Genomic DNA, 17,816 nt, shown 5'->3' with positions numbered 1-17,816 from the left:
AATGAAGGTTGGAACACCGGTTTACAGACGACAGTCTATCACTACACACAGACCTATATCAAATTAATATGGCGGAAACGTATTGGCGCGACGGCATTCACCAAAAGAAAGCGGTATTTGAGCTGTTTTTCAGAAAACTCCCTTTTGACAGCGGCTTTGCCGTATTCGCCGGCTTGGAGAAGGCGATCGAATATTTGCGTGATTTCCGGTTTACTGAAAGCGATTTAACGTATTTAAAAGAACAGCTGGGATTTAAGGATGACTTTCTCGGCTTTTTAAAAGATATGAGATTCACCGGTTCGCTTTATTCCATGCAGGAAGGTGAAATCGTCTTTGGCAATGAACCGATCATGAGGATCGAAGCGCCTTTGGCTGAAGCGCAGCTGATTGAGACGGCTTTGCTCAACATTGTGAATTACCAAACATTAATCGCTACGAAAGCGGCCAGAATCAAAAGTGTGATCGGAGATGAAACGGCGCTTGAATTCGGAACAAGGCGGGCGCATGAAATGGACGCCGCGATGTGGGGAGCAAGAGCGGCGATTATCGGCGGTTTTGATGCGACAAGCAATGTCCGCGCCGGCAAGCGATTTGACATTCCAGTCTCGGGTACGCATGCACACGCGCTTGTCCAAGCTTATCGCGATGAATACACAGCTTTTAAAAAATATGCGGAAACCCATAAAAAATGCGTCTTTTTGGTCGATACATATGATACGGTCCGTTCCGGCATTCCCAATGCGATTAAAGTAGCAAAGGAATTCGGCGATCAAATTGAATTTTCGGGAATCCGCCTTGACAGCGGCGACCTTGCCTACCTTTCCAAGAAAGCGAGAGCTATGCTTGATGAAGCCGGATTTAAGGATACAAAAGTTGTTGCATCAAGCGATCTTGATGAATACACGATCATGAATCTGAAAGCGCAAGGGGCGAAAATCGATGTCTGGGGCGTCGGAACAAAGCTGATCACCGCTTATGATCAGCCGGCGCTCGGAGCGGTTTACAAACTCGTGTCCATCGAAGAAAACGGTGAAATGACCGATACGATTAAAATCTCTTCAAATCCGGAAAAGGTGACGACCCCGGGCCTGAAAAAGGTATACAGAATCATCAATCAGCTGAACCACCATTCTGAAGGGGATTATATCGCTTTGGACTACGAAAAGGTCAATGAGCAGGAACGGCTTAAAATGTTCCATCCCGTTCACACGTTTATCAGCAAATTTGTGACGAACTTTGATGCCAAAGACCTTCACAAACCGATCTTTGAAAAAGGCAAGCTTGTTTATGACAATCCATGCATTCAAGACATTAAGCTGTATGTCCAGGAGAACCTTAATCTGCTTTGGGAAGAGTATAAACGGATCAGCAAGCCTGAGGAATATCCGGTCGATTTAAGTGAAGCATGCTGGAATAACAAAATGCAGCAGATTCACGAAGCCAAAATGAAAGCGAAAAAAGGTCTGGATCAAAGCTGACTCTGTAAACGATAGTTTTTACCATAACTCGGGATTGAAACAGATAATTTCTTCGGGGATTATCTGTTTTTCAATACGCATTTTGAGCGGTTTATCCATCCGGCAAAATCCGCTCATTGATCACTGAAGAGCAAAGGCGCCTCAGTCCGCTAGGGGGAAGATGAATGAGGGTATTTGTTGCCAGACAGCCAATCTTTAACCGAAAAGAGCAAGTTGTCGCATATGAGCTTTTATACAGAGGAAGTGAAGAGAACTTTTACTCTGGTATAGATGGTGACCAAGCGACGACGGAATTAATGATTAACAGCTTTTTAAATATAGGAATCGATAAGTTAACTGAGGGCAAAAAGTATTACGTGAATTTTACAGAGGGTCTTTTGGCATCAGGTTTGCCGACTTATTTTGATCCGGACCGGCTGGTAGTCGAAATTCTTGAAGATGTGCCGATCACCGTTGAATTGATTCAAAAATGCAGGGAATTGAAAAGACTCGGCTATACGATCGCCTTGGATGATGTTTGTTTAAAGCGCTTCGTCACTTGCGATTTGCTTCACCAGCTTTTGGAGTCCGTCGATATTTTGAAGGTCGATTTTTTCAAAACGACGCAGCAGGAAAGGCGGAGCATTTTGCAGTCGTGCCGGGCTCACCGCTTGATGTTTCTCGCCGAGAAAGTGGAGACGAGAAAAGAGTATGAACAGGCGGCAAAAGATGGATTTCATCTGTTTCAGGGCTATTTCTTCAGCGAACCGATTGTCATTGACGGCCACGATATTACATACCATTTTCATGCCTATTACGAATTGCTTCACGAGCTGAGTGAAGATCAGCCTGATATTGAAAAGGTCACGAATATCATTGAGCGGGATTTGTCGCTTTCTTATCAGCTGCTGAGGCTTTTGAATTCTCCCGCCAACAGGCCGACGCAAAAAATCAAAAGCATCCGCCAGGCGATCGTGCTGCTTGGGTTTAAAGAAATTAAAAGATGGATCTTCATCCTCTCTTTTAAAGATTTAACGAAGAAGCAAAATTCCAGCAAAAACGAAGTGGTTAAAATATCGCTGATCCGTGCCAAGCTGTGTGAACTGCTGGCGAAAAAAACACGCCGCTCCCAGCCGTCAGCCTATTTGCTGACAGGCATGTTCTCATTTATTGACACGCTGCTGCATAAAGAGCTGAAAGAAGTCGTCAATGAACTGCCGCTGACAGAGGAAGTAGGTCAAGCTTTGCTCGGCACAGAAAACGATTACCTGAAAATCTTAAGGCTTGCGAAGTCGATCGAACGAAATGAATGGAATGATGCAGCTGAATCAGAAGGCATCACAAAAGAGGACGCATATCGATGCTACCTTGAAGCCATTGACTGGTGCCATAAGATCTTGTAAACAAAAAATTCCGGCTCTTCTCCAAGAAGAGGCCGGAATTTTTTTTGATTTAAGACCAGCGCAAAATCAAAAATATCCGACTGTTGGGGTTGATGAGCATGATCGTGATGCCGTCCGGATTAAAGGATGCATCAAGCCCGCTCCGGACGCCGGTTTGCCTGAGCAATGAAATAACGGTTTCCTTTTGGGAGCTTTGGGCGGCGGTCATGATTTTATGAGCCAGATCCCTGGAGGAAGAAAGCCTGTTTAAGATCGTATGGCCGTCGGCCAAGAGATTGCCCGCATCTTTCGCGGAACGGCGAAATGTACTTGTTTCGACTTCGGGATAGACCGGACGCCAATGGTAATAATGATACGGAAAACAGTATGGAGGATACACATTGAACACCTCTTTCTTTCATTTTACGGGTCCAATTGCGGTTTTTGCGGTGTGAGCCGGACGAATGGTTTTTTTCGGCTTGGATTTGCGCGGGGGTCTTTTGCGTTTTTTTCGGTGTTGTACCCGTCATTGCGTGCCGCAATATCTTAAGTTTTTCTATTGGAGGAAAGGTCATACTTTCGTTCTACACTCATAAAGCGAACAGATTTCACCTCCAGACATGATATATATAGGGGTTTAGCGGAATGTAAAATTTGAAAATGAATAAATCAATTAAAAATTTTATGTTTCATTAGGAATTGAGTACCATTGACACATCGTGTAAAATAGGTGTTATGGTCTATTGAAAGTTTGCGGTGTAACGCATGAATAGAAGGGCAACTTTTCGGTGAAAAAGAGACCAATTCTCTTTAAACTTGTATTAACAGATCAAATACCTATGACTCGTTCACTATACACAAATTGATTGATCTTCCAAAAGGAGTGTGGAATCGGTGGAAAAGCAACAAATTGAAGAATTAAAGCAATTGCTTTGGCGGCTGGAAAATGAAATCAGAGAAACAAAGGACTCCTTGCGCAAGATTAACAAAAGCATTGATCAATACGACAAATACACATATTTGAAATCCTCTTAAGAAGACTTGTTTTCAGACAAGTCTTTTTTTTTGTGCCGAAAACCAAAAAAAGGTTAAATTATTATATAATTGTTAAATAAAAAAAATGCTCTGTCAATCGGGAATTTGATTTAGTAAAATATTAAGAAAGGAGTGAGCACCATCTCTAAGCTTTTTTGTCTAGACCGCAACAAAATCAAGCAAAGAATGAATCATTTTATAGACGATGACATTCCCAATCCCGACTTAAATCAGACTTTACGCTCCTTTGTAGATGCAAAGGACCAGTTGCCTTTCGCCGAGCTTGTTTTTTACCATTACTTTAGTTTCGGCGGCACGGACACCAAAGCGGCAGAAACGCTCGCAGCCGGAATTGAACTGCTGATCCTTTCTTTTGATATTTTCGATGATTTGGAGGATGAAGACAGCTTTGACGCACCTTGGATGAAGGCGAACCGCTCAATCGCCCTGAACGCGGCGACGGCTCTTTACACCCTCAGCATCAAAGTAATCAGTTCTGTTTCAAATGATCCTTTGTTTGTGCATAAGCTGATGGAATATGTATTGCAATCATCGCAAGGACAGCATGACGATCTTAGTGATAAGCCCGCCACTGAAGAAGAATGTCTTGATATGATCCAGAGAAAATCTGGTTCGCTAATTGTTATACCATGCGTTTTGGGGACGGTTCTAGCCACAGGAGAATTCAATCCAACAGTTGAAGAATACGCCTATCAGCTCGGGATCGCCTTTCAAATCGAAAACGATTTTAAGGCCCTTTTTTATGATTCAAAAAGCGACATCGCTAAAAAGAAAAGAACGCTCGCATACTTATATTTGTCACGAAAATTTAATCAAGCTTCAATTGATTTGTTAAAAATATTTGAATACAAGGATAAAATTGCCGATATAGAAATAAAATGCTATAAAGAGAAATTGAAAGAAGCAGGCGTCACCCAATATATGTATGTCATGAACCAGCTTGCTATTCAGAAGTTTAAAAAAGGAATCGAAAAGTTGGAACTGGGAGAGAAAGAGAAGAAAAAACTGGTTTCTTTGATTTTAAATAAGTTTGAAAGGGAGGATTAAAATAAATCGTGCAGGAGATTGTAAGTTATTTAATCCAACATCCAGAGGTTTTAGAACAGATTATTAAGGGAAATGCCAGCTTGATTGGACTAGATCAAGATCAAATACTAAGTATAGTAGAAGGTTTTAAAGAATGGGAATCTATTGGAAGAAGAGTTCCTGTTTGGGGATAAATTTAAAATTAGGACGTTTAAAATGAAGTTTTCGTTGAAATTGATTTCGGTCGCCTTAGTTGCTATTAGTTTTATTTATACTGTTTTTGTTGTATTTCTATGCTATAACAACATGTTTGTAGGTGCATATTTAGAGTACAATTCTAAAAATCAGCTTGTTGTTGAATATGTTGAGAAAGATTCCTTAGCGGATTATACCGGTTTACAATCTGGAGATATCATTCTTGAAGTAAATAACGAAAAACCATCTACAAATGAACCAAAGAAAAGTATTCTGTCTGACGTTCGCTCATTGTCGATTGAAAGAAACGGAGAAATCATTACTACTGATACTAGAGAAACTATTATAAGCTATGATATCTTATTTACTGTTTTAATTCCGGTTGTATTTTATTTATTATGTATGTTATGTGTTTTTTTGATCTTAAAATCAAATAAAACTAAAAAACAAACATCATCTTTTTTGTTGATTTTATTTTTACTCGTAATTTCAATAGCATATGTTAGTATTGGCGGCGTATCAAGAGGTGATAAATTTAGTAGATATCTAAATTTGTTAACTTTCTTATCCATACCTGCTAGTTATTATCACTTTATACTTCAATATTTCAAAGAAGTTGGAGAAAAATTCTTCAGCAATAAAATGTTGTTGCTTTATATCTTGCCAATCCTAAACATCGTAATAGAAATTTTATATGATCTTTTTGGAATTCTTGAAGAGCCTATAACATATATCAATTTATTTTCGTTTTTTATTGGAATTGCTTTAGTTTACGCAGTTATTATTTATGGTTTAATTAAGTATAAGCATAATGAACAAATATATTTTCTGAAAATGCTTATGTTGGGAAATTTCTTTGGAGTCTTCCCTTTTGTAGTGTTTTTTGTTATTCCAATTTTATTAATTGGTGATTATATTTATTCTGCGGCAGTAGTTGCTCCATGTATATTAATTATACCATTTTCTTTAGTTTATCAATTTATCTCTAATAAAATTTATGATGTAGAGTTTTTGGTAGGAAGATTAAAATACTATGGGTTATTAGCAATTATTCCGACAATAATTCTGATATCGTCTATTAAGTTAATGAAATATCAAACAGGTGATTATTATGATTTAAGATTAGCTGTTTATATTTATCTTCTCATGCTCGGAGTCTTCTATTTAAAAGAAATCTTAGACTACCGCTTCCGTCTGAAGCGGTTCTCGGAGAAGTTCAATTATCAAGACAGCATTTTTAAATTCACACAAACGATTCGCTCCTTCACATCTTTAAACCAGGTTCTGTTGGAATTGAAGCAAACCATTTTAGATGTACTGGTTGTCAGTCAGGCGCATGTACTGAGGGTCAAAAACAATGGATCAATTTCCTTACTCGAAGGAGAAACGGAAGAGTACCCTTGGATTCCGTATGAAAAAGAAGTCGCCAAGGTCATCACCGAAATCGGCAAAATCGTCGAAGTCGACCGCGGGTTTTTGATTAAAATCGGGGAGCGGGGCGGAACGTCGTATGTGATGCTGTGCCTGTCGGTTTTAAACACGCCTAGATTGACCCGTGATGAGATTTCCTGGCTGGAGACGCTGGCCTTTTATACGAGCGTGTCCTTGGAAAACGTGCTGAAGATCGGCGAGCTGATGGAGCATCTGGAAAATGTCAAACAAGAAGGGCCGAATCCGGCTTGGCTGAACAAGCTGATGTTTGCGATCGAGGAAAAGCAAAGGTCTGATTTGGCACGTGATTTGCACGATTCAGTGCTGCAGGACATGATTTCATTGAAGCATCAGGGCGAGATGTTTCTGGCCGATTTTGAAAAAGATAAAGTCTGTACGAATCAAATCCGGCAAAGGCTGATCAATATGAATGAGCAAATGTCCACCGTCATCCAGACGACAAGGGAAACATGCCAGGAGCTGAGGCCGCAGCTCTTGTATGATCTAGGCCTTGTTAAGGCGCTTTCCAAACTGGCGGCACAGCATCGTGAATCTTCGGCGATTGAAAAAATCCGCCTGAATACGGAAAAGTTTACAAAGGTATTGGATCTCGATACACAGCTCAATCTGTACAGGATTGTCCAGGAGCTCTTGAGCAATGCGGTCAAGCATTCAAAAGCTACTGAGGTGTTGATTATGCTTGTCTGCATTAAGGAAAAAGTCGTGCTGCATTATGAGGACAACGGCATCGGCGTCGATCAGGACAAGCTTTATCAAAACAGCGCAAGCATGGGGCTGTCAGGGATTCGCGAGCGCGTCCGTGCATTGAATGGAAACCTGGATATTCAAACGGCAGAAGGGAAAGGATTCAGAGTCGTCATTGAAATGGAATTGTAATGATTCGTTAACGATTTTGCTTGGCATCTGCCAAGTTTTTTCTATAAAATGGTGATAGGGCAAGGTAACGCAAAAGGGAGGAAATTATGAGAAGATTACTTGTGATCGATGATCATCCGGCTGTTATGGAGGGGACGAAGGCAATTCTTGAAACAAATCAGGACTTCATTGTCGATTGCCTCAGCCCTGAAGCCAGCGAACAATTTCTGACGAACCATGATTTTTCTGCGTATGACCTGATCTTAATGGATTTGAATCTAGGTGAAATCAACGGAATGGACCTATCCAAGAAAATCCTTGAGACCTGTTCATCATGCAAAATTATCGTATATACCGGATATGAGGTGGAAGATTATTTTGAAGAAGCGATTCGTTCAGGTATGCACGGTGCGATCAGCAAGACGGAATCAAAAGAAAAGATCATCGAGTACATATACCAGGTGTTGGACAATAAAATTGTCGTCGACTACGATTATTTTAAACAGCTGATTACACAGCAAAAGACGAAGACAAACAGCCAGCAGACCGAGCACGAGCTTTTGACAGAAAGGGAATGCCTGATTCTGAAAGAAGTTGAAAAAGGCTATACGAATCAGGAGATTGCCGATGCCCTCCATTTGAGCAAGCGCTCGATTGAATACAGTCTGACGTCGGTATTCAGCAAGCTGAATGTCGGCTCGCGGACCGAGGCTGTGCTGATCGCGAAATCCGAAGGTGTACTGTAATCAAGGAGGGACTTGTAGAGTGGAGACAAAGCACACACTTCTCGAAGCTTTAGGGATTGAACTGACGGAATGCAACAAGGAACGGTGTGTCGCCGTTATGCCTGTTGATGAACGGACGCGACAGCCTTTTGGCTATCTTCACGGAGGCGCATCTGTCGCGCTTGCCGAAACGGTCGCCAGCATCGGAGCATATCAGCATATCGATCCAAAACAGCAGGCATGCTTCGGACTTGAGATAAACGCCAATCACATCAAGTCCGTTAAGGACGGAACCGTTCAAGCTGTCGCAACCCCTCTTCATGTCGGGAAAACGACGATGGTGTTCAACATTGAAATCCGCGATGAACAAGACCGGCTCATTTGCATTTCAAGGTGTACGATGGCGGTCATCCAGCGGCCTTCATCATAACGATACGTTGTAAAAAAACTCGCCAAACGGCGAGTTTTCTTTATACATGTGAATCTTCCTTCTTTTTGCCGATTACATTCCGATAGCCTTCATAATCATCCTGCACGCTTTTCTCTTCCATTTTAACCCCCGTATTGTAGGCGGCCCTGGCGATCAGGTGGGCGCCCACCGGAGACGTCAGGAAGACAAAAACGATGCCGAGCAGCACTTTGGCTGTAATGATGCCGTGTAGCAGCCAGAAATAAAAGAACACGCCGAGGAGAACAGCGATGACTCCCAATGTGGCTCCTTTAGAAGCGGCATGAATTCTCGAATAGACATCAGGAAGCCTCAATGTCCCAAAAGAAGCGGCCAGGGAGATCAACGCGCCCAATAAAATGAAAAAAGCGATCAACAATTTAGCGGCTTCGATCATTTTCGATAATCTCTCCCTTCTCAAGGAATTTAGAAAAGGCAACGGTCCCGATAAAGGCAAGAATACCGATCAAGAGGATAACCTCTAAATAGGCCGTCGTATTTAACAGGATGGAGACGAGAGCCGTAATTCCGATCAGGTTGATGCCGATCGCATCAAGGGCCACCACTCTGTCCGGGATGCTCGGTCCTTTAATGACCCTCAGGACGTATAACAAAGTGGAGACCGCCAGAATACCGAGCGACAATTGCAAAATAAATTCAAACATCAGCGGCTTACCTCCTTAATGGCTTCTTCAAATGAATCGCGAATGTCGCTGATGGCTTTTTCGGCATCATCTATATCAACCGCATGAATATAAAGAATCGAACGGTCATCGGAGACATCGACGACTAGCGTGCCGGGTGTCAGCGAAATCAGATTCGCCAAAGTCGTGATTTCCCAGTCCTCTTTAAGGTCTGTCTTGAACGCGAAAATGCCCGGTTTATTTTTCAGCTTTGGCGACAGGATCGTCTTCAGAACGGCCACATTGGCTAAAATCAGCTCTTTCATGAAAATAAACAGCAGCCTGACAATCGCCCATATATTAATCAAATAAAAACGGCGGTGGAAAAAACGCCTCATCAAAAAGAGCGTGAACAATCCGATCGCGTAACCGATAATAAAGCTGGCAGCGGTGTAGTCGTTGTTTAAAAACATCCAGCATAACGCAAGAATAAAATTCAACAAGATTTGTAATGCCATGCGATCTACTCCTTCAAAACGGCTTCAATATATTTTTCCGGGTTGACCAGCGTGTCGGCCGCCTGATGAAAATACGGTGCGACAAACTCGGTGCCGATTCCGATGGCAAGGGACAGAAAGAGCAGTATCGCCGCCGGATAAAGGTAGCTTTTGAGCGGTTTTGCCGCCGGGGCGTCTTCCCGTTCCTCACCCCAAAAGCCGTTAATAAAAATTTTCATAACGGAATATAATACGAGCAAGCTTGATAAAAGCATGAGCAGTGTGATGACGAACTCTCCGCTTAAAAATCCGCCTTCAGCGATTTTCAGCTTGCCGATAAATCCGCTAAAAGGAGGGACTCCGGCCAATGAAACGGCGGACATCATAAACATCCAGCCGAGGACGGGATGGTTTTTGATGAGTCCGCTCATTTTTTTCAGGTTGTGTGTTCCGGTCAGCGCAAAGAGCGTTCCGGCAAGCATAAACAGCGCTCCTTTGATGATCATATCATGAATCAGATAATAGATGGCCCCCTCGATCGACGCCGGTGTATTGGCGGCGATCCCCAAAAGGATCACGCCGACCGCTGTCACGATATTGTAGATGATGATTTTTTGGACATCCCAATATGCAATGGAGCCGATCACGCCGAAGATGATGGTGAGTGCCGCGAGCCAGACCATCAGCTGGTGGGTGAAAGCGGCATCTTGTGTGAAAATCAGCGTAAACACCCTTGCGATCGCGTACATTCCGACTTTGGTGAGGAGCGCTCCGAACAAAGCCGAGACTGGCGCAGGCGGTGCGTAGTATGAACCCGGCATCCAGAAGTAAAGCGGGAAAATCCCGCCTTTCAGACCGAAAACGATCAGAAATAATACGGCGATGACGGTGATCAGTCCGGTTTGGCCGGATTCAGCGATCCGAACGCTCAAATCCGCCATGTTCAAGGTCCCCGTCACAGCGTATAAATAAGCGACTCCAATGACGAACAGGGCGGAAGAAATGATATTAAAAACGATGTATTTTAAAGATTCCCGCAGCTGAATCTTCGTTCCCCCGATGACGATCAGTACATAAGAAGACATCAGCAATACTTCAAAGAAGACGAACAAGTTAAACAAATCTCCTGTCAAAAAAGCGCCGCTGACGCCTGCCAGGAGGAATTGGACAGCGGGATAATAAAAGAAGCGCTCCCGCTTTTCCCCGATGGAACGAAACGAATAAAGAACGGTCAGAAATCCGATGATGGCCGTTGTGAATGCGAGAAGGCTCGCGAACTGATCGGCGACAAGGCTGATCCCAAACGGAGGTTTCCAGCCGCCGACGTACAGCGTTTGGATGCCGTCTGTAAACACGGTTTGCACGAGGAAGCCTGCCGCAATCACAGCTGCAAGGGAAGATATGGCACTGAATACACGCATTAGTTTTATCGATTTGTTCATAAAGATAAGCAAAGCGGCTGCCAATAACGGAATGAGAATTGGCAGGATTACAAGATTATTCATGTTGATCATTTCCCCTCATTTGATCCATATCATCCATTTTCAGCTCCTGGTAGGCGCGGAAGGCCATGACCAAAAGAAATGATGTCACACCGAAAGCGATAACGATGGCCGTTAATATCAGAGCCTGCGGCAGCGGATCGACATATGATGCCGTTCCCTCTTTTAAAATGGGCGGAGCACCTTTTTTTAACCCTCCCATCGTCAGCAACAGAAGGTGGACGCCGTGGCTGAGAACGGCCGTTCCGATAATCACCCGCAGAAGGCTCTTGGACAGCATTAAATAAGTCGCTGCCATAAATAGGATCCCTACGATAAAAGACATTAAAATTTCCATTATTCTCTCTCTCCAATCGTCTGAATAATGGTCATGGTCACGCCGACCACCACGAGATACACGCCGATATCAAACAATACGGCGGTGGCAAGCTCCGTTTTCCCAAGCAGCGGAAGATCAAAATAATCAAAAGCGTGCGAGAGAAACTGAGCGCCGAAGACAAAAGAACCGATCCCCGTGCTGAGGGATATCAATAATCCGGTTGCGGCCACATAAATAAAGTTGATGGGGAGAATGTTCCGCACCGTTTTTAAGTCATAGGCGAGCAATAGCAGCACGATTGACGAGGAGGTCATCAAACCGCCGATAAAACCTCCACCGGGATCGTTATGGCCGGCCATAAGAATGTGGAAAGAAAAGAGCAAAATAATAAAGGCGGCGATCTTCGTAACCGTTTGAAGGATCACATCATTTGTCTCGTGTTTTCTCAATGCTCTTCTCCCCCTTTCTCCATTCTTAGCTTGATCATTCCGTAAATGCCTAACGCGGCAATGGCAAGGACGGTAATTTCAAACAATGTATCAAATCCCCTGAAATCGACCAAAATCACGTTGACGATGTTATGGCCGCCCCCGAGTTTATAGCTGTTTTCGATAAAGAAAGCCGAAATGCTGTCCAGCGTCCGCTGGCTGTTTGCCGACAAAGCCAGAAGCGTTACGACCGCACCGACTCCGATCGAGACGATGGCATTGGTCAGCCTGAATTTTGCCGACTTCGGCTTGAATCTGAGCTTCGGTAAATGGTAGAAGCACAACAAGAACAGCGCCACGGAGATGGTCTCAATAATCAGCTGTGTCAGCGCCAGATCCGGCGCTCTGAAAATGACAAAGAATAGAGCGAGCGTATAGCCGATGACACCGAGTCCGATAATCGCCGTCAGCCTTGACCGCGCGAAAACGGTCGTAAATGTCGCGGCAATCATCACGATCGACAGGACGAGCTCGTACACGCCGATTGAAGCATTTCCTTTGACGTCATATGAAAAGCCTCCTGTGATCGCAAGCGAGCCGCCGATGAGAACAATAAAAAAGACGAAAACATAGACAAGATAATCGCGGAGAAAACCCGTCATATATCCCCTGGTCAACCTGTTGGAGCTTTTCTCAAGGCCGGTGAGGGAGCTGTCATAGAGCTTGTTCAGCGTCAGCTTTTCCGGGAACAGACCATAGACTTTTTTCCATTTGCTGATGGTCAAATATGCGAGAACTCCAAGGACAACGACGCCGACCGTCATGAAGAACTCCGGTGAAAAGTCGTGCCACATGTATATATGAACTTTGAACTTCTCATCATCGCCCAAAAGGGTCGGCATAATCGATGCGGCGGCAGGTTCGATGATGCTGTACGACAAAATGTTTGGGAAAAAGAAAAAAATCACAACGAGAGAGGCGAGAACAATCGGCGAAATCAGCATGCCGAGCGGAGCCTCATGCGCTTTTTTCTCCAGTTTTTCCGGCTGATATTTTCCGGTGAATGTTTTGAAAAATAAAACCATGCTGTAAATAAAGGTAAACACGCTGCCGATCCATGCCAAAACAGGAAGCAGGACACCCCATGTATCGGCATGATAAAGACCGAAATCCGTGATTCTGAGCATGCTGGTGAAAAACATTTCTTTACTCAGAAAACCGTTGAACGGCGGCAGTCCGGCCATCGAAAACGCGCCGATCAGCGTGATCGTAAAGGTGATCGGCATGACCGTCATCAAACCGCCGAGCCTGCGGATGTCTCTCGTTCCTGTTTCATGGTCGATAATCCCGACGGCCATGAACAGGCTGCCTTTAAATGTCGCATGGTTGATCAAGTGAAAGACGGCGGCGATAACCGCGACCATGTAATATTCAAAGTTTTGATAGTGCAATGCGGCGGAGCCGACGCCAAGCATCGACATCACCATCCCGAGCTGGCTGACCGTCGAAAATGCGAGAATCGCTTTCAAATCAGTCTGTTTGACCGCATTGAAAGAGCCCCAGAACAGCGTGACAATCCCCGTAATTGAGACAATCCAAAACCATTCTCCCGAAAAAGCGAAGATTGGTGTGAATCTTGCGACAATATAAATACCCGCTTTTACCATTGTAGCGGAGTGCAGATAGGCACTGACGGGTGTCGGCGCTTCCATGGCATCAGGAAGCCAGATATAAAATGGAAATTGCGCCGATTTTGTAAAGGCGCCGATTAAAATCAACACGAGTGCGGGAATATAGAAGCCGCTGGCCGAGATGAGATCGACCTGGCCGATCATCTCTCTAATGCTGAATGAACCCGTTATCGTGTAAAGCAGGATGAAGCCCCCGAGCATCGCCAGACCGCCGAAAATCGTGATAAGCATCGATTTTGTTGCGCCATAGCGCGATTTTTCCCGCTTGTACCAATAGCCGATAAGCAGAAAAGAGGATATGCTGGTCAATTCCCAAAATAGATAAAGTACAATGACGTTATCAACAAGAACAACTCCGAGCATTGCGCCCATAAACATGAGCAGGTAAACGTAAAACGGTCCGAGCTGTTCTTTTTCTTTAGACAGATAGTAGATGCTGTAGAGGACAACCAAAGAGCCGATCCCTGTTATCAAGAGGGCAAACAGCAGTCCGAGGCCGTCGACATAAGCGGTGAAATTGATCCCGAAGGACGGAATCCACTCCATGACGGCTTTTAATGTGCCGCCATCGGCCGTCATCCCGATCATACGGAAAAAATAAATAAATAAGAGAACAGGAAGTACCAGGACAAACCATCCCGTATGAATCTTCCGGGCGTATTTCGCCAAGAGCGGGATCAAGAAAGCGAGTGCAAAAGGCGATAAAATAGCAATATGTAAAGACGTCATCGTTAACCTCCCTTAGGTAGCATGTATAAATACATTCTGATCCATACTAAAATTTTCAAACGTTATGTACTTTTTTAGAGCTGGTGACCTAGACAAATTATAACTCAAATTTTAATCGGCTGCATGATCGCAAAAGGTTTGCTGTTTATGCGGTCTTATGAACCTGAAAACAATTTTAACAAAAAATGAACGATTTGTATAATGGAAAGTTTTTTTGAACAAGCTGAAAACTGAGGTGATGAAAGATGAAAAGAAAAGCTTTTGTCAGCTGCAGTTTATTTTGTTCGCTTTTTGCGGGAGCGTTTCTGATCAACAGGGAAATGACCCGTGAGGCTCCAGCCGATGCAGAAGCCGCCGAAAAACGGCAGTACCGCGGCGATTACACCCCGATTAAAACAGGGACCGATGATATGCGCTTCACAACGAATGAACGCGTCCCTTTTAAACCGAGAGAATATATCAGAGTTGAAAAACGCTGAAAGCAAAAAAGGAATCCGATCGTATAGATCAGACTCCTTTTTGTTTTTTTATGCGCTTTTTACGAGGTGAAAAGCTTCAATAATATAGTCGCCGCAATGACGGTGGACGCACCTCCGATACGCGTTGAAATTTGCGCGAAAGGCATGAGCCCCATCCGTCCTGAAGCTGAAAGAATCGCGACATCCCCGGTTCCGCCAAGTCCGCTGTGGCAGCCTGTGACGATGGCTGATTCTACAGGATACATGTTCATTAATTTTCCGACGTAGTATCCTGATGCCACCATCGCAATTACGACAGAAGCACAAACGGCGATAAAGCGAAGCGAGATGACGGATGCGACATCATCAAGCGGGATATAAAGAATGCCAAGTCCGACCATCAATGGCCACGTAAAGCTTGAGGACATGAATTTGTAAAGCTGGTGAGCGCCTTTTTCCATGCTCGCCGGCAGAAGCTTCGCGTATTTGACCAGGGCTGCGGAGATAATCATTAAAATTGCTCCCGGAATCGCGATGAACTTGGATACCAGGCCGCCGAAAATGAAGAATGAACAAGCGATCAAGACGCCCGCACCCATTAATTTCAAATCGATTTTAGCTTCCTCTTCTTTCTGATTGAATAATTCATGATCTTTGTTCGATTTGACGAGGCGTCCGTTCCCGTTTAATTCCGGCCGTTTTTCACCAAGTTTTTTCATCAGGCCTGCGGCGATAATCGCCACCACGTTTCCGATAATAGCGGCTGGAATCAGCTGTGATACAAACGCTTCATGAGACTGGCCCAATATTTGCGAGTAGCCGAGAGAAAGCGGCAAGATCCCTTCGCCGATGCCGCCGGCGATAATCGGCACAATGATAAAGAAAAATGCTTCATAAGGACTGTAGCCAAATAAAAAGCCGACAAGAATTCCGGCGGTCACAGCGGCGATCGTACCGGCCAAAAGCGGAACGAACATTCTCATAAACCCTTGAATCAAAACCGTCCGATGCATGCCCAAAATGCTTCCCGCTACAAGGCAGGCAATATAGAAATATAGAAAATTCGATGTCTTCATCAGTGTGGTAACCGCTTCCAAAGAAACGGGATTCAACACTTTAAAAAAGACTAAAAATGAAGGAACGAACAACGATAGAATAGCCGGACCGCCGATGTCTTTCAAGATCGGAATGCGCTGTCCGACATCCCCGAGAATGATTCCGAGAATCATGATGATGGCAAAGCCGCCGAGCATGTCATTCGGCAGTTGATTGAAATAGGCTGCCAAAAAAATAATCAGTGCGAGCGCAATGTACAGCGGGAAGGGAATCACACCAACCTTCCAGCTGATCAATTTTTGGAAAATATTTTTATTTTGTTGATCATTCTGATTTGTAATCGGTTTCAAATCTTTTGCTGCTTCCATGAAAAACACCCCCATGTTTGTATGGTTTCAATTGTAGAAGAGAAGTGTCAATTTTGTGCATTTTTTTAATTAAAATAAGCGATTGATAATTAAATAAAAGAGAGAAAAGGGTGTTTTCTTTGCTGAATCAGCATATTTTATAGGAATTTTGACTTAAATGGGGAGCTTTTGGCCCCGTTTTTTAAAGTGAGGAATAAAAAATCCCCCGAAGTCGTTTTCGGGGGATTACGAAGTCCGCTTTGTCAGAGAGCCCAGCACATCTCCCATTTTGACTTTCAGTGAGGGGCCGAGGCGCTCAGCGGGGACAAAGGTGTCTTTTTCAAACAGGAGAATAACGGTTGAACCGAACGAAAAATAAGCGATTTCTTCTCCTTTCCGCCATTCAGTTGAATTCGACAGCATGACGATCGAGTTAATATACATCGCGCCAACCTTCACCAGTAAGGCTGAACCATATTGATGCCTGAATTCGGAAATCATTCTGTGGTTTTTCGTCAGCGGCGATTTTCCATATGTCAAACCGATGGTGTTCACCGGGTATGAAGCGCTTCCCAATGAATATTGCTTTTCAAGCGTCCCGTCGGCCGGGCTGTGGATTCTGTGGTAGTCTCTCGGACTTAAATAGATGATGATATATGTTCCGCCTATATAGCGGCTTGCGACTTCATCTCTGTCGATCATTTCCTCCAGAGAATAAGGCTTATTTTTCACAATAAACTGTTTGTCGGAAGAGATTGTGCCCCATTCTTCAACAACCCCGTCCACCGGACTGATCAGGCTGTTTGGATCAGAGGGAAGCGGGCGCACTCCGTTTTTCAACTTTCTGATGAACAGCTCATGCAGACTGTTAAAAGAGCCGACGTCTTCCAGCATTTCTTCGGTGTTGATACGAAAGGTTTTGATATAGGAGGGGATGAGCGGTTTGCTGAGCTTTGACTGGGCAAATCTTTTCAATGCCGTTGAAACTTTCTTTTTATTTGTCAATTCAATCAAACATCGGTAAAGCCGCTTTTTCAAGCTGTTCACTCCTTTTGTTGTCATCGGTAAAAAGCAGCCTGCTTTTATATAACGCCGAGCGTATAGCCGATCGTAATAAAAACGAGACACCAAATTAAAGCTCCTGAACCGGCATATATCAGAAACCTTTTCATTTTCATTTCGTTCATTCCGGACAAATAGCATGTGACATGGCGAATGCCGGGAACAAAATAGCCGAACACAATCGTCCACGGACCGTATTTATCAAACCAGCGGTGAACAGTATCCAATCTTTTCGGCGTTAAACCGATCCATTTACCGAACCTGTCAAGCAGCGGCTTGCCGATTTTATTCCCTAAAAAATAGCTGATGATCATCCCCGACAACGCACCGGAGAAACTGATCAACAGCGACAGCTCATAGTTTAGGATATGTATAGAAGACAGATACCCGACAAATGTCATCATCACCTCGTCGGGTATCGGAAGGCCTACGATGCCGAGCACGAGCATGCCGAATATCGCAAAATACCCGTAGTGGGAAATTAATTCTTTTGCCAACTCCATGAAAT

At 44.0% G+C, this 17,816-nt stretch carries 20 protein-coding genes; 9 read left to right on the top strand and 11 right to left on the bottom strand.

From position 1 onward, the window contains the following. Nucleotides 1–8 precede the first annotated feature (8 nt). On the top strand, nucleotides 9–1,478 hold the full coding sequence (locus P3X63_RS17430) for a nicotinate phosphoribosyltransferase (protein WP_026588587.1): 1,470 nt from the start codon (nucleotides 9–11) through the stop codon (nucleotides 1,476–1,478). Nucleotides 1,479–1,642: 164 nt separating this feature from the next. Beyond that, nucleotides 1,643–2,860 (top strand): EAL and HDOD domain-containing protein, encoded by a 1,218-nt coding sequence (locus P3X63_RS17425; RefSeq protein WP_026588586.1) that lies wholly within the window; start codon nucleotides 1,643–1,645, stop codon nucleotides 2,858–2,860. 49 nt (nucleotides 2,861–2,909) lie between these two features. Here P3X63_RS17425 and P3X63_RS17420 read toward each other — a convergent pair whose 3' ends face one another. After that, nucleotides 2,910–3,239, bottom strand: a complete 330-nt coding sequence (locus P3X63_RS17420) for a YuzC family spore coat inner layer protein (protein WP_026588585.1) — start codon at nucleotides 3,237–3,239, stop codon at nucleotides 2,910–2,912. Nucleotides 3,240–3,733: 494 nt separating this feature from the next. Here P3X63_RS17420 and degQ point away from each other — a divergent pair, with 494 nt between their 5' ends. From degQ to P3X63_RS17390, 6 genes are all read left to right on the top strand, one after another. After that, nucleotides 3,734–3,874 carry a degradation enzyme regulation protein DegQ gene (gene degQ, locus P3X63_RS17415; protein WP_026588584.1) on the top strand — a complete coding sequence of 47 codons (141 nt, stop codon included), beginning with the start codon at nucleotides 3,734–3,736 and terminating at the stop codon, nucleotides 3,872–3,874. Nucleotides 3,875–4,060: 186 nt separating this feature from the next. After that, the gene (locus P3X63_RS17410) at nucleotides 4,061–4,942 is read left to right on the top strand and encodes a polyprenyl synthetase family protein (protein ID WP_026588583.1); all 882 of its coding nucleotides are present in this window, start codon (nucleotides 4,061–4,063) and stop codon (nucleotides 4,940–4,942) included. Between the two features lie 8 nt (nucleotides 4,943–4,950). Further along, the gene (comX, locus tag P3X63_RS17405; RefSeq protein WP_026588582.1) at nucleotides 4,951–5,115 is read left to right on the top strand and encodes a competence pheromone ComX; all 165 of its coding nucleotides are present in this window, start codon (nucleotides 4,951–4,953) and stop codon (nucleotides 5,113–5,115) included. 22 nt (nucleotides 5,116–5,137) lie between these two features. After that, on the top strand, nucleotides 5,138–7,444 hold the full coding sequence (locus tag P3X63_RS17400) for an ATP-binding protein (protein WP_026588581.1): 2,307 nt from the start codon (nucleotides 5,138–5,140) through the stop codon (nucleotides 7,442–7,444). 86 nt (nucleotides 7,445–7,530) lie between these two features. Beyond that, nucleotides 7,531–8,169: a two-component system response regulator ComA gene (comA, locus tag P3X63_RS17395; RefSeq protein WP_026588580.1), complete on the top strand. Its 639-nt coding sequence runs from the start codon at nucleotides 7,531–7,533 to the stop codon at nucleotides 8,167–8,169. A gap of 19 nt (nucleotides 8,170–8,188) precedes the next feature. Next, nucleotides 8,189–8,578 carry a hotdog fold thioesterase gene (locus P3X63_RS17390; protein ID WP_026588579.1) on the top strand — a complete coding sequence of 130 codons (390 nt, stop codon included), beginning with the start codon at nucleotides 8,189–8,191 and terminating at the stop codon, nucleotides 8,576–8,578. A gap of 40 nt (nucleotides 8,579–8,618) precedes the next feature. Here P3X63_RS17390 and mnhG read toward each other — a convergent pair whose 3' ends face one another. From mnhG to P3X63_RS17355, 7 genes are read right to left on the bottom strand one after another with little or no spacing between them, the layout of a single operon-like run. Further along, nucleotides 8,619–8,993 (bottom strand): monovalent cation/H(+) antiporter subunit G, encoded by a 375-nt coding sequence (gene mnhG / locus P3X63_RS17385; protein ID WP_026588578.1) that lies wholly within the window; start codon nucleotides 8,991–8,993, stop codon nucleotides 8,619–8,621. After that, entirely contained in the window at nucleotides 8,977–9,261 is a 285-nt protein-coding gene (locus P3X63_RS17380; RefSeq protein ID WP_026588577.1) for a Na(+)/H(+) antiporter subunit F1, read from the bottom strand. The genes mnhG and P3X63_RS17380 overlap by 17 nt, the downstream gene beginning before the upstream one ends. Beyond that, entirely contained in the window at nucleotides 9,261–9,737 is a 477-nt protein-coding gene (locus tag P3X63_RS17375; RefSeq protein WP_026588576.1) for a Na+/H+ antiporter subunit E, read from the bottom strand. The genes P3X63_RS17380 and P3X63_RS17375 overlap by 1 nt, the downstream gene beginning before the upstream one ends. 5 nt (nucleotides 9,738–9,742) lie before the next feature. After that, on the bottom strand, nucleotides 9,743–11,221 hold the full coding sequence (locus P3X63_RS17370) for a Na+/H+ antiporter subunit D (protein WP_026588575.1): 1,479 nt from the start codon (nucleotides 11,219–11,221) through the stop codon (nucleotides 9,743–9,745). Beyond that, nucleotides 11,214–11,555: a Na(+)/H(+) antiporter subunit C gene (locus P3X63_RS17365; protein WP_026588574.1), complete on the bottom strand. Its 342-nt coding sequence runs from the start codon at nucleotides 11,553–11,555 to the stop codon at nucleotides 11,214–11,216. Before P3X63_RS17365 ends, P3X63_RS17370 begins: the two co-directional genes overlap by 8 nt. Then, nucleotides 11,555–11,986 carry a Na(+)/H(+) antiporter subunit B gene (locus P3X63_RS17360; RefSeq protein ID WP_277691572.1) on the bottom strand — a complete coding sequence of 144 codons (432 nt, stop codon included), beginning with the start codon at nucleotides 11,984–11,986 and terminating at the stop codon, nucleotides 11,555–11,557. The genes P3X63_RS17365 and P3X63_RS17360 overlap by 1 nt, the downstream gene beginning before the upstream one ends. Continuing rightward, the gene (locus P3X63_RS17355) at nucleotides 11,983–14,385 is read right to left on the bottom strand and encodes a Na+/H+ antiporter subunit A (protein WP_277691571.1); all 2,403 of its coding nucleotides are present in this window, start codon (nucleotides 14,383–14,385) and stop codon (nucleotides 11,983–11,985) included. Before P3X63_RS17355 ends, P3X63_RS17360 begins: the two co-directional genes overlap by 4 nt. Before the next feature lie 245 nt (nucleotides 14,386–14,630). On the opposite strand from P3X63_RS17355, the gene P3X63_RS17350 reads away from it, so the two are divergent. Next, nucleotides 14,631–14,864, top strand: a complete 234-nt coding sequence (locus P3X63_RS17350; protein ID WP_026588571.1) for a hypothetical protein — start codon at nucleotides 14,631–14,633, stop codon at nucleotides 14,862–14,864. Between the two features lie 59 nt (nucleotides 14,865–14,923). Here P3X63_RS17350 and P3X63_RS17345 read toward each other — a convergent pair whose 3' ends face one another. The 3 genes from P3X63_RS17345 to P3X63_RS17335 form a co-directional block, all read right to left on the bottom strand. Continuing rightward, nucleotides 14,924–16,267 (bottom strand): 2-hydroxycarboxylate transporter family protein, encoded by a 1,344-nt coding sequence (locus tag P3X63_RS17345; RefSeq protein WP_277691570.1) that lies wholly within the window; start codon nucleotides 16,265–16,267, stop codon nucleotides 14,924–14,926. Nucleotides 16,268–16,492: 225 nt separating this feature from the next. Next, nucleotides 16,493–17,284, bottom strand: coding sequence for a phosphatidylserine decarboxylase (locus P3X63_RS17340; protein WP_026588569.1), 792 nt, complete (start codon nucleotides 17,282–17,284; stop codon nucleotides 16,493–16,495). Between the two features lie 44 nt (nucleotides 17,285–17,328). After that, a complete protein-coding gene (locus tag P3X63_RS17335) occupies nucleotides 17,329–17,811 on the bottom strand; it encodes a DedA family protein (RefSeq protein ID WP_026588568.1) in 483 nt (160 codons plus the stop codon). Nucleotides 17,812–17,816: the final 5 nt, after the last annotated feature.

The organism is Bacillus sp. HSf4 (genome assembly GCF_029537375.1).
In the GTDB taxonomy this organism is placed as follows: Bacteria; Bacillota; Bacilli; order Bacillales; family Bacillaceae; genus Bacillus; species Bacillus sonorensis_A.
The sequence above is the reverse complement of the archived record's forward strand: the minus strand, read 5'-3'. Positions and strand labels throughout refer to the sequence as shown.

What these genes read in the sequence shown, in the direction of transcription:
- P3X63_RS17410 (WP_026588583.1), top strand. Translation starts at nt 4,061, where the DNA reads ATGAATCATTTTATAGACGATGACATTCCCAATCCCGACTTAAATCAG.
- P3X63_RS17380 (WP_026588577.1), bottom strand. Translation starts at nt 9,261, where the DNA reads ATGTTTGAATTTATTTTGCAATTGTCGCTCGGTATTCTGGCGGTCTCC.
- P3X63_RS17375 (WP_026588576.1), bottom strand. Translation starts at nt 9,737, where the DNA reads ATGGCATTACAAATCTTGTTGAATTTTATTCTTGCGTTATGCTGGATG.
- P3X63_RS17355 (WP_277691571.1), bottom strand. Translation starts at nt 14,385, where the DNA reads ATGACGTCTTTACATATTGCTATTTTATCGCCTTTTGCACTCGCTTTC.
- mnhG (WP_026588578.1), bottom strand. Translation starts at nt 8,993, where the DNA reads ATGATCGAAGCCGCTAAATTGTTGATCGCTTTTTTCATTTTATTGGGC.
- P3X63_RS17345 (WP_277691570.1), bottom strand. Translation starts at nt 16,267, where the DNA reads ATGGAAGCAGCAAAAGATTTGAAACCGATTACAAATCAGAATGATCAA.
- comA (WP_026588580.1), top strand. Translation starts at nt 7,531, where the DNA reads ATGAGAAGATTACTTGTGATCGATGATCATCCGGCTGTTATGGAGGGG.
- P3X63_RS17400 (WP_026588581.1), top strand. Translation starts at nt 5,138, where the DNA reads ATGAAGTTTTCGTTGAAATTGATTTCGGTCGCCTTAGTTGCTATTAGT.
- P3X63_RS17365 (WP_026588574.1), bottom strand. Translation starts at nt 11,555, where the DNA reads ATGGAAATTTTAATGTCTTTTATCGTAGGGATCCTATTTATGGCAGCG.
- P3X63_RS17350 (WP_026588571.1), top strand. Translation starts at nt 14,631, where the DNA reads ATGAAAAGAAAAGCTTTTGTCAGCTGCAGTTTATTTTGTTCGCTTTTT.
- P3X63_RS17425 (WP_026588586.1), top strand. Translation starts at nt 1,643, where the DNA reads ATGAGGGTATTTGTTGCCAGACAGCCAATCTTTAACCGAAAAGAGCAA.
- P3X63_RS17335 (WP_026588568.1), bottom strand. Translation starts at nt 17,811, where the DNA reads ATGGAGTTGGCAAAAGAATTAATTTCCCACTACGGGTATTTTGCGATA.
- P3X63_RS17370 (WP_026588575.1), bottom strand. Translation starts at nt 11,221, where the DNA reads ATGAATAATCTTGTAATCCTGCCAATTCTCATTCCGTTATTGGCAGCC.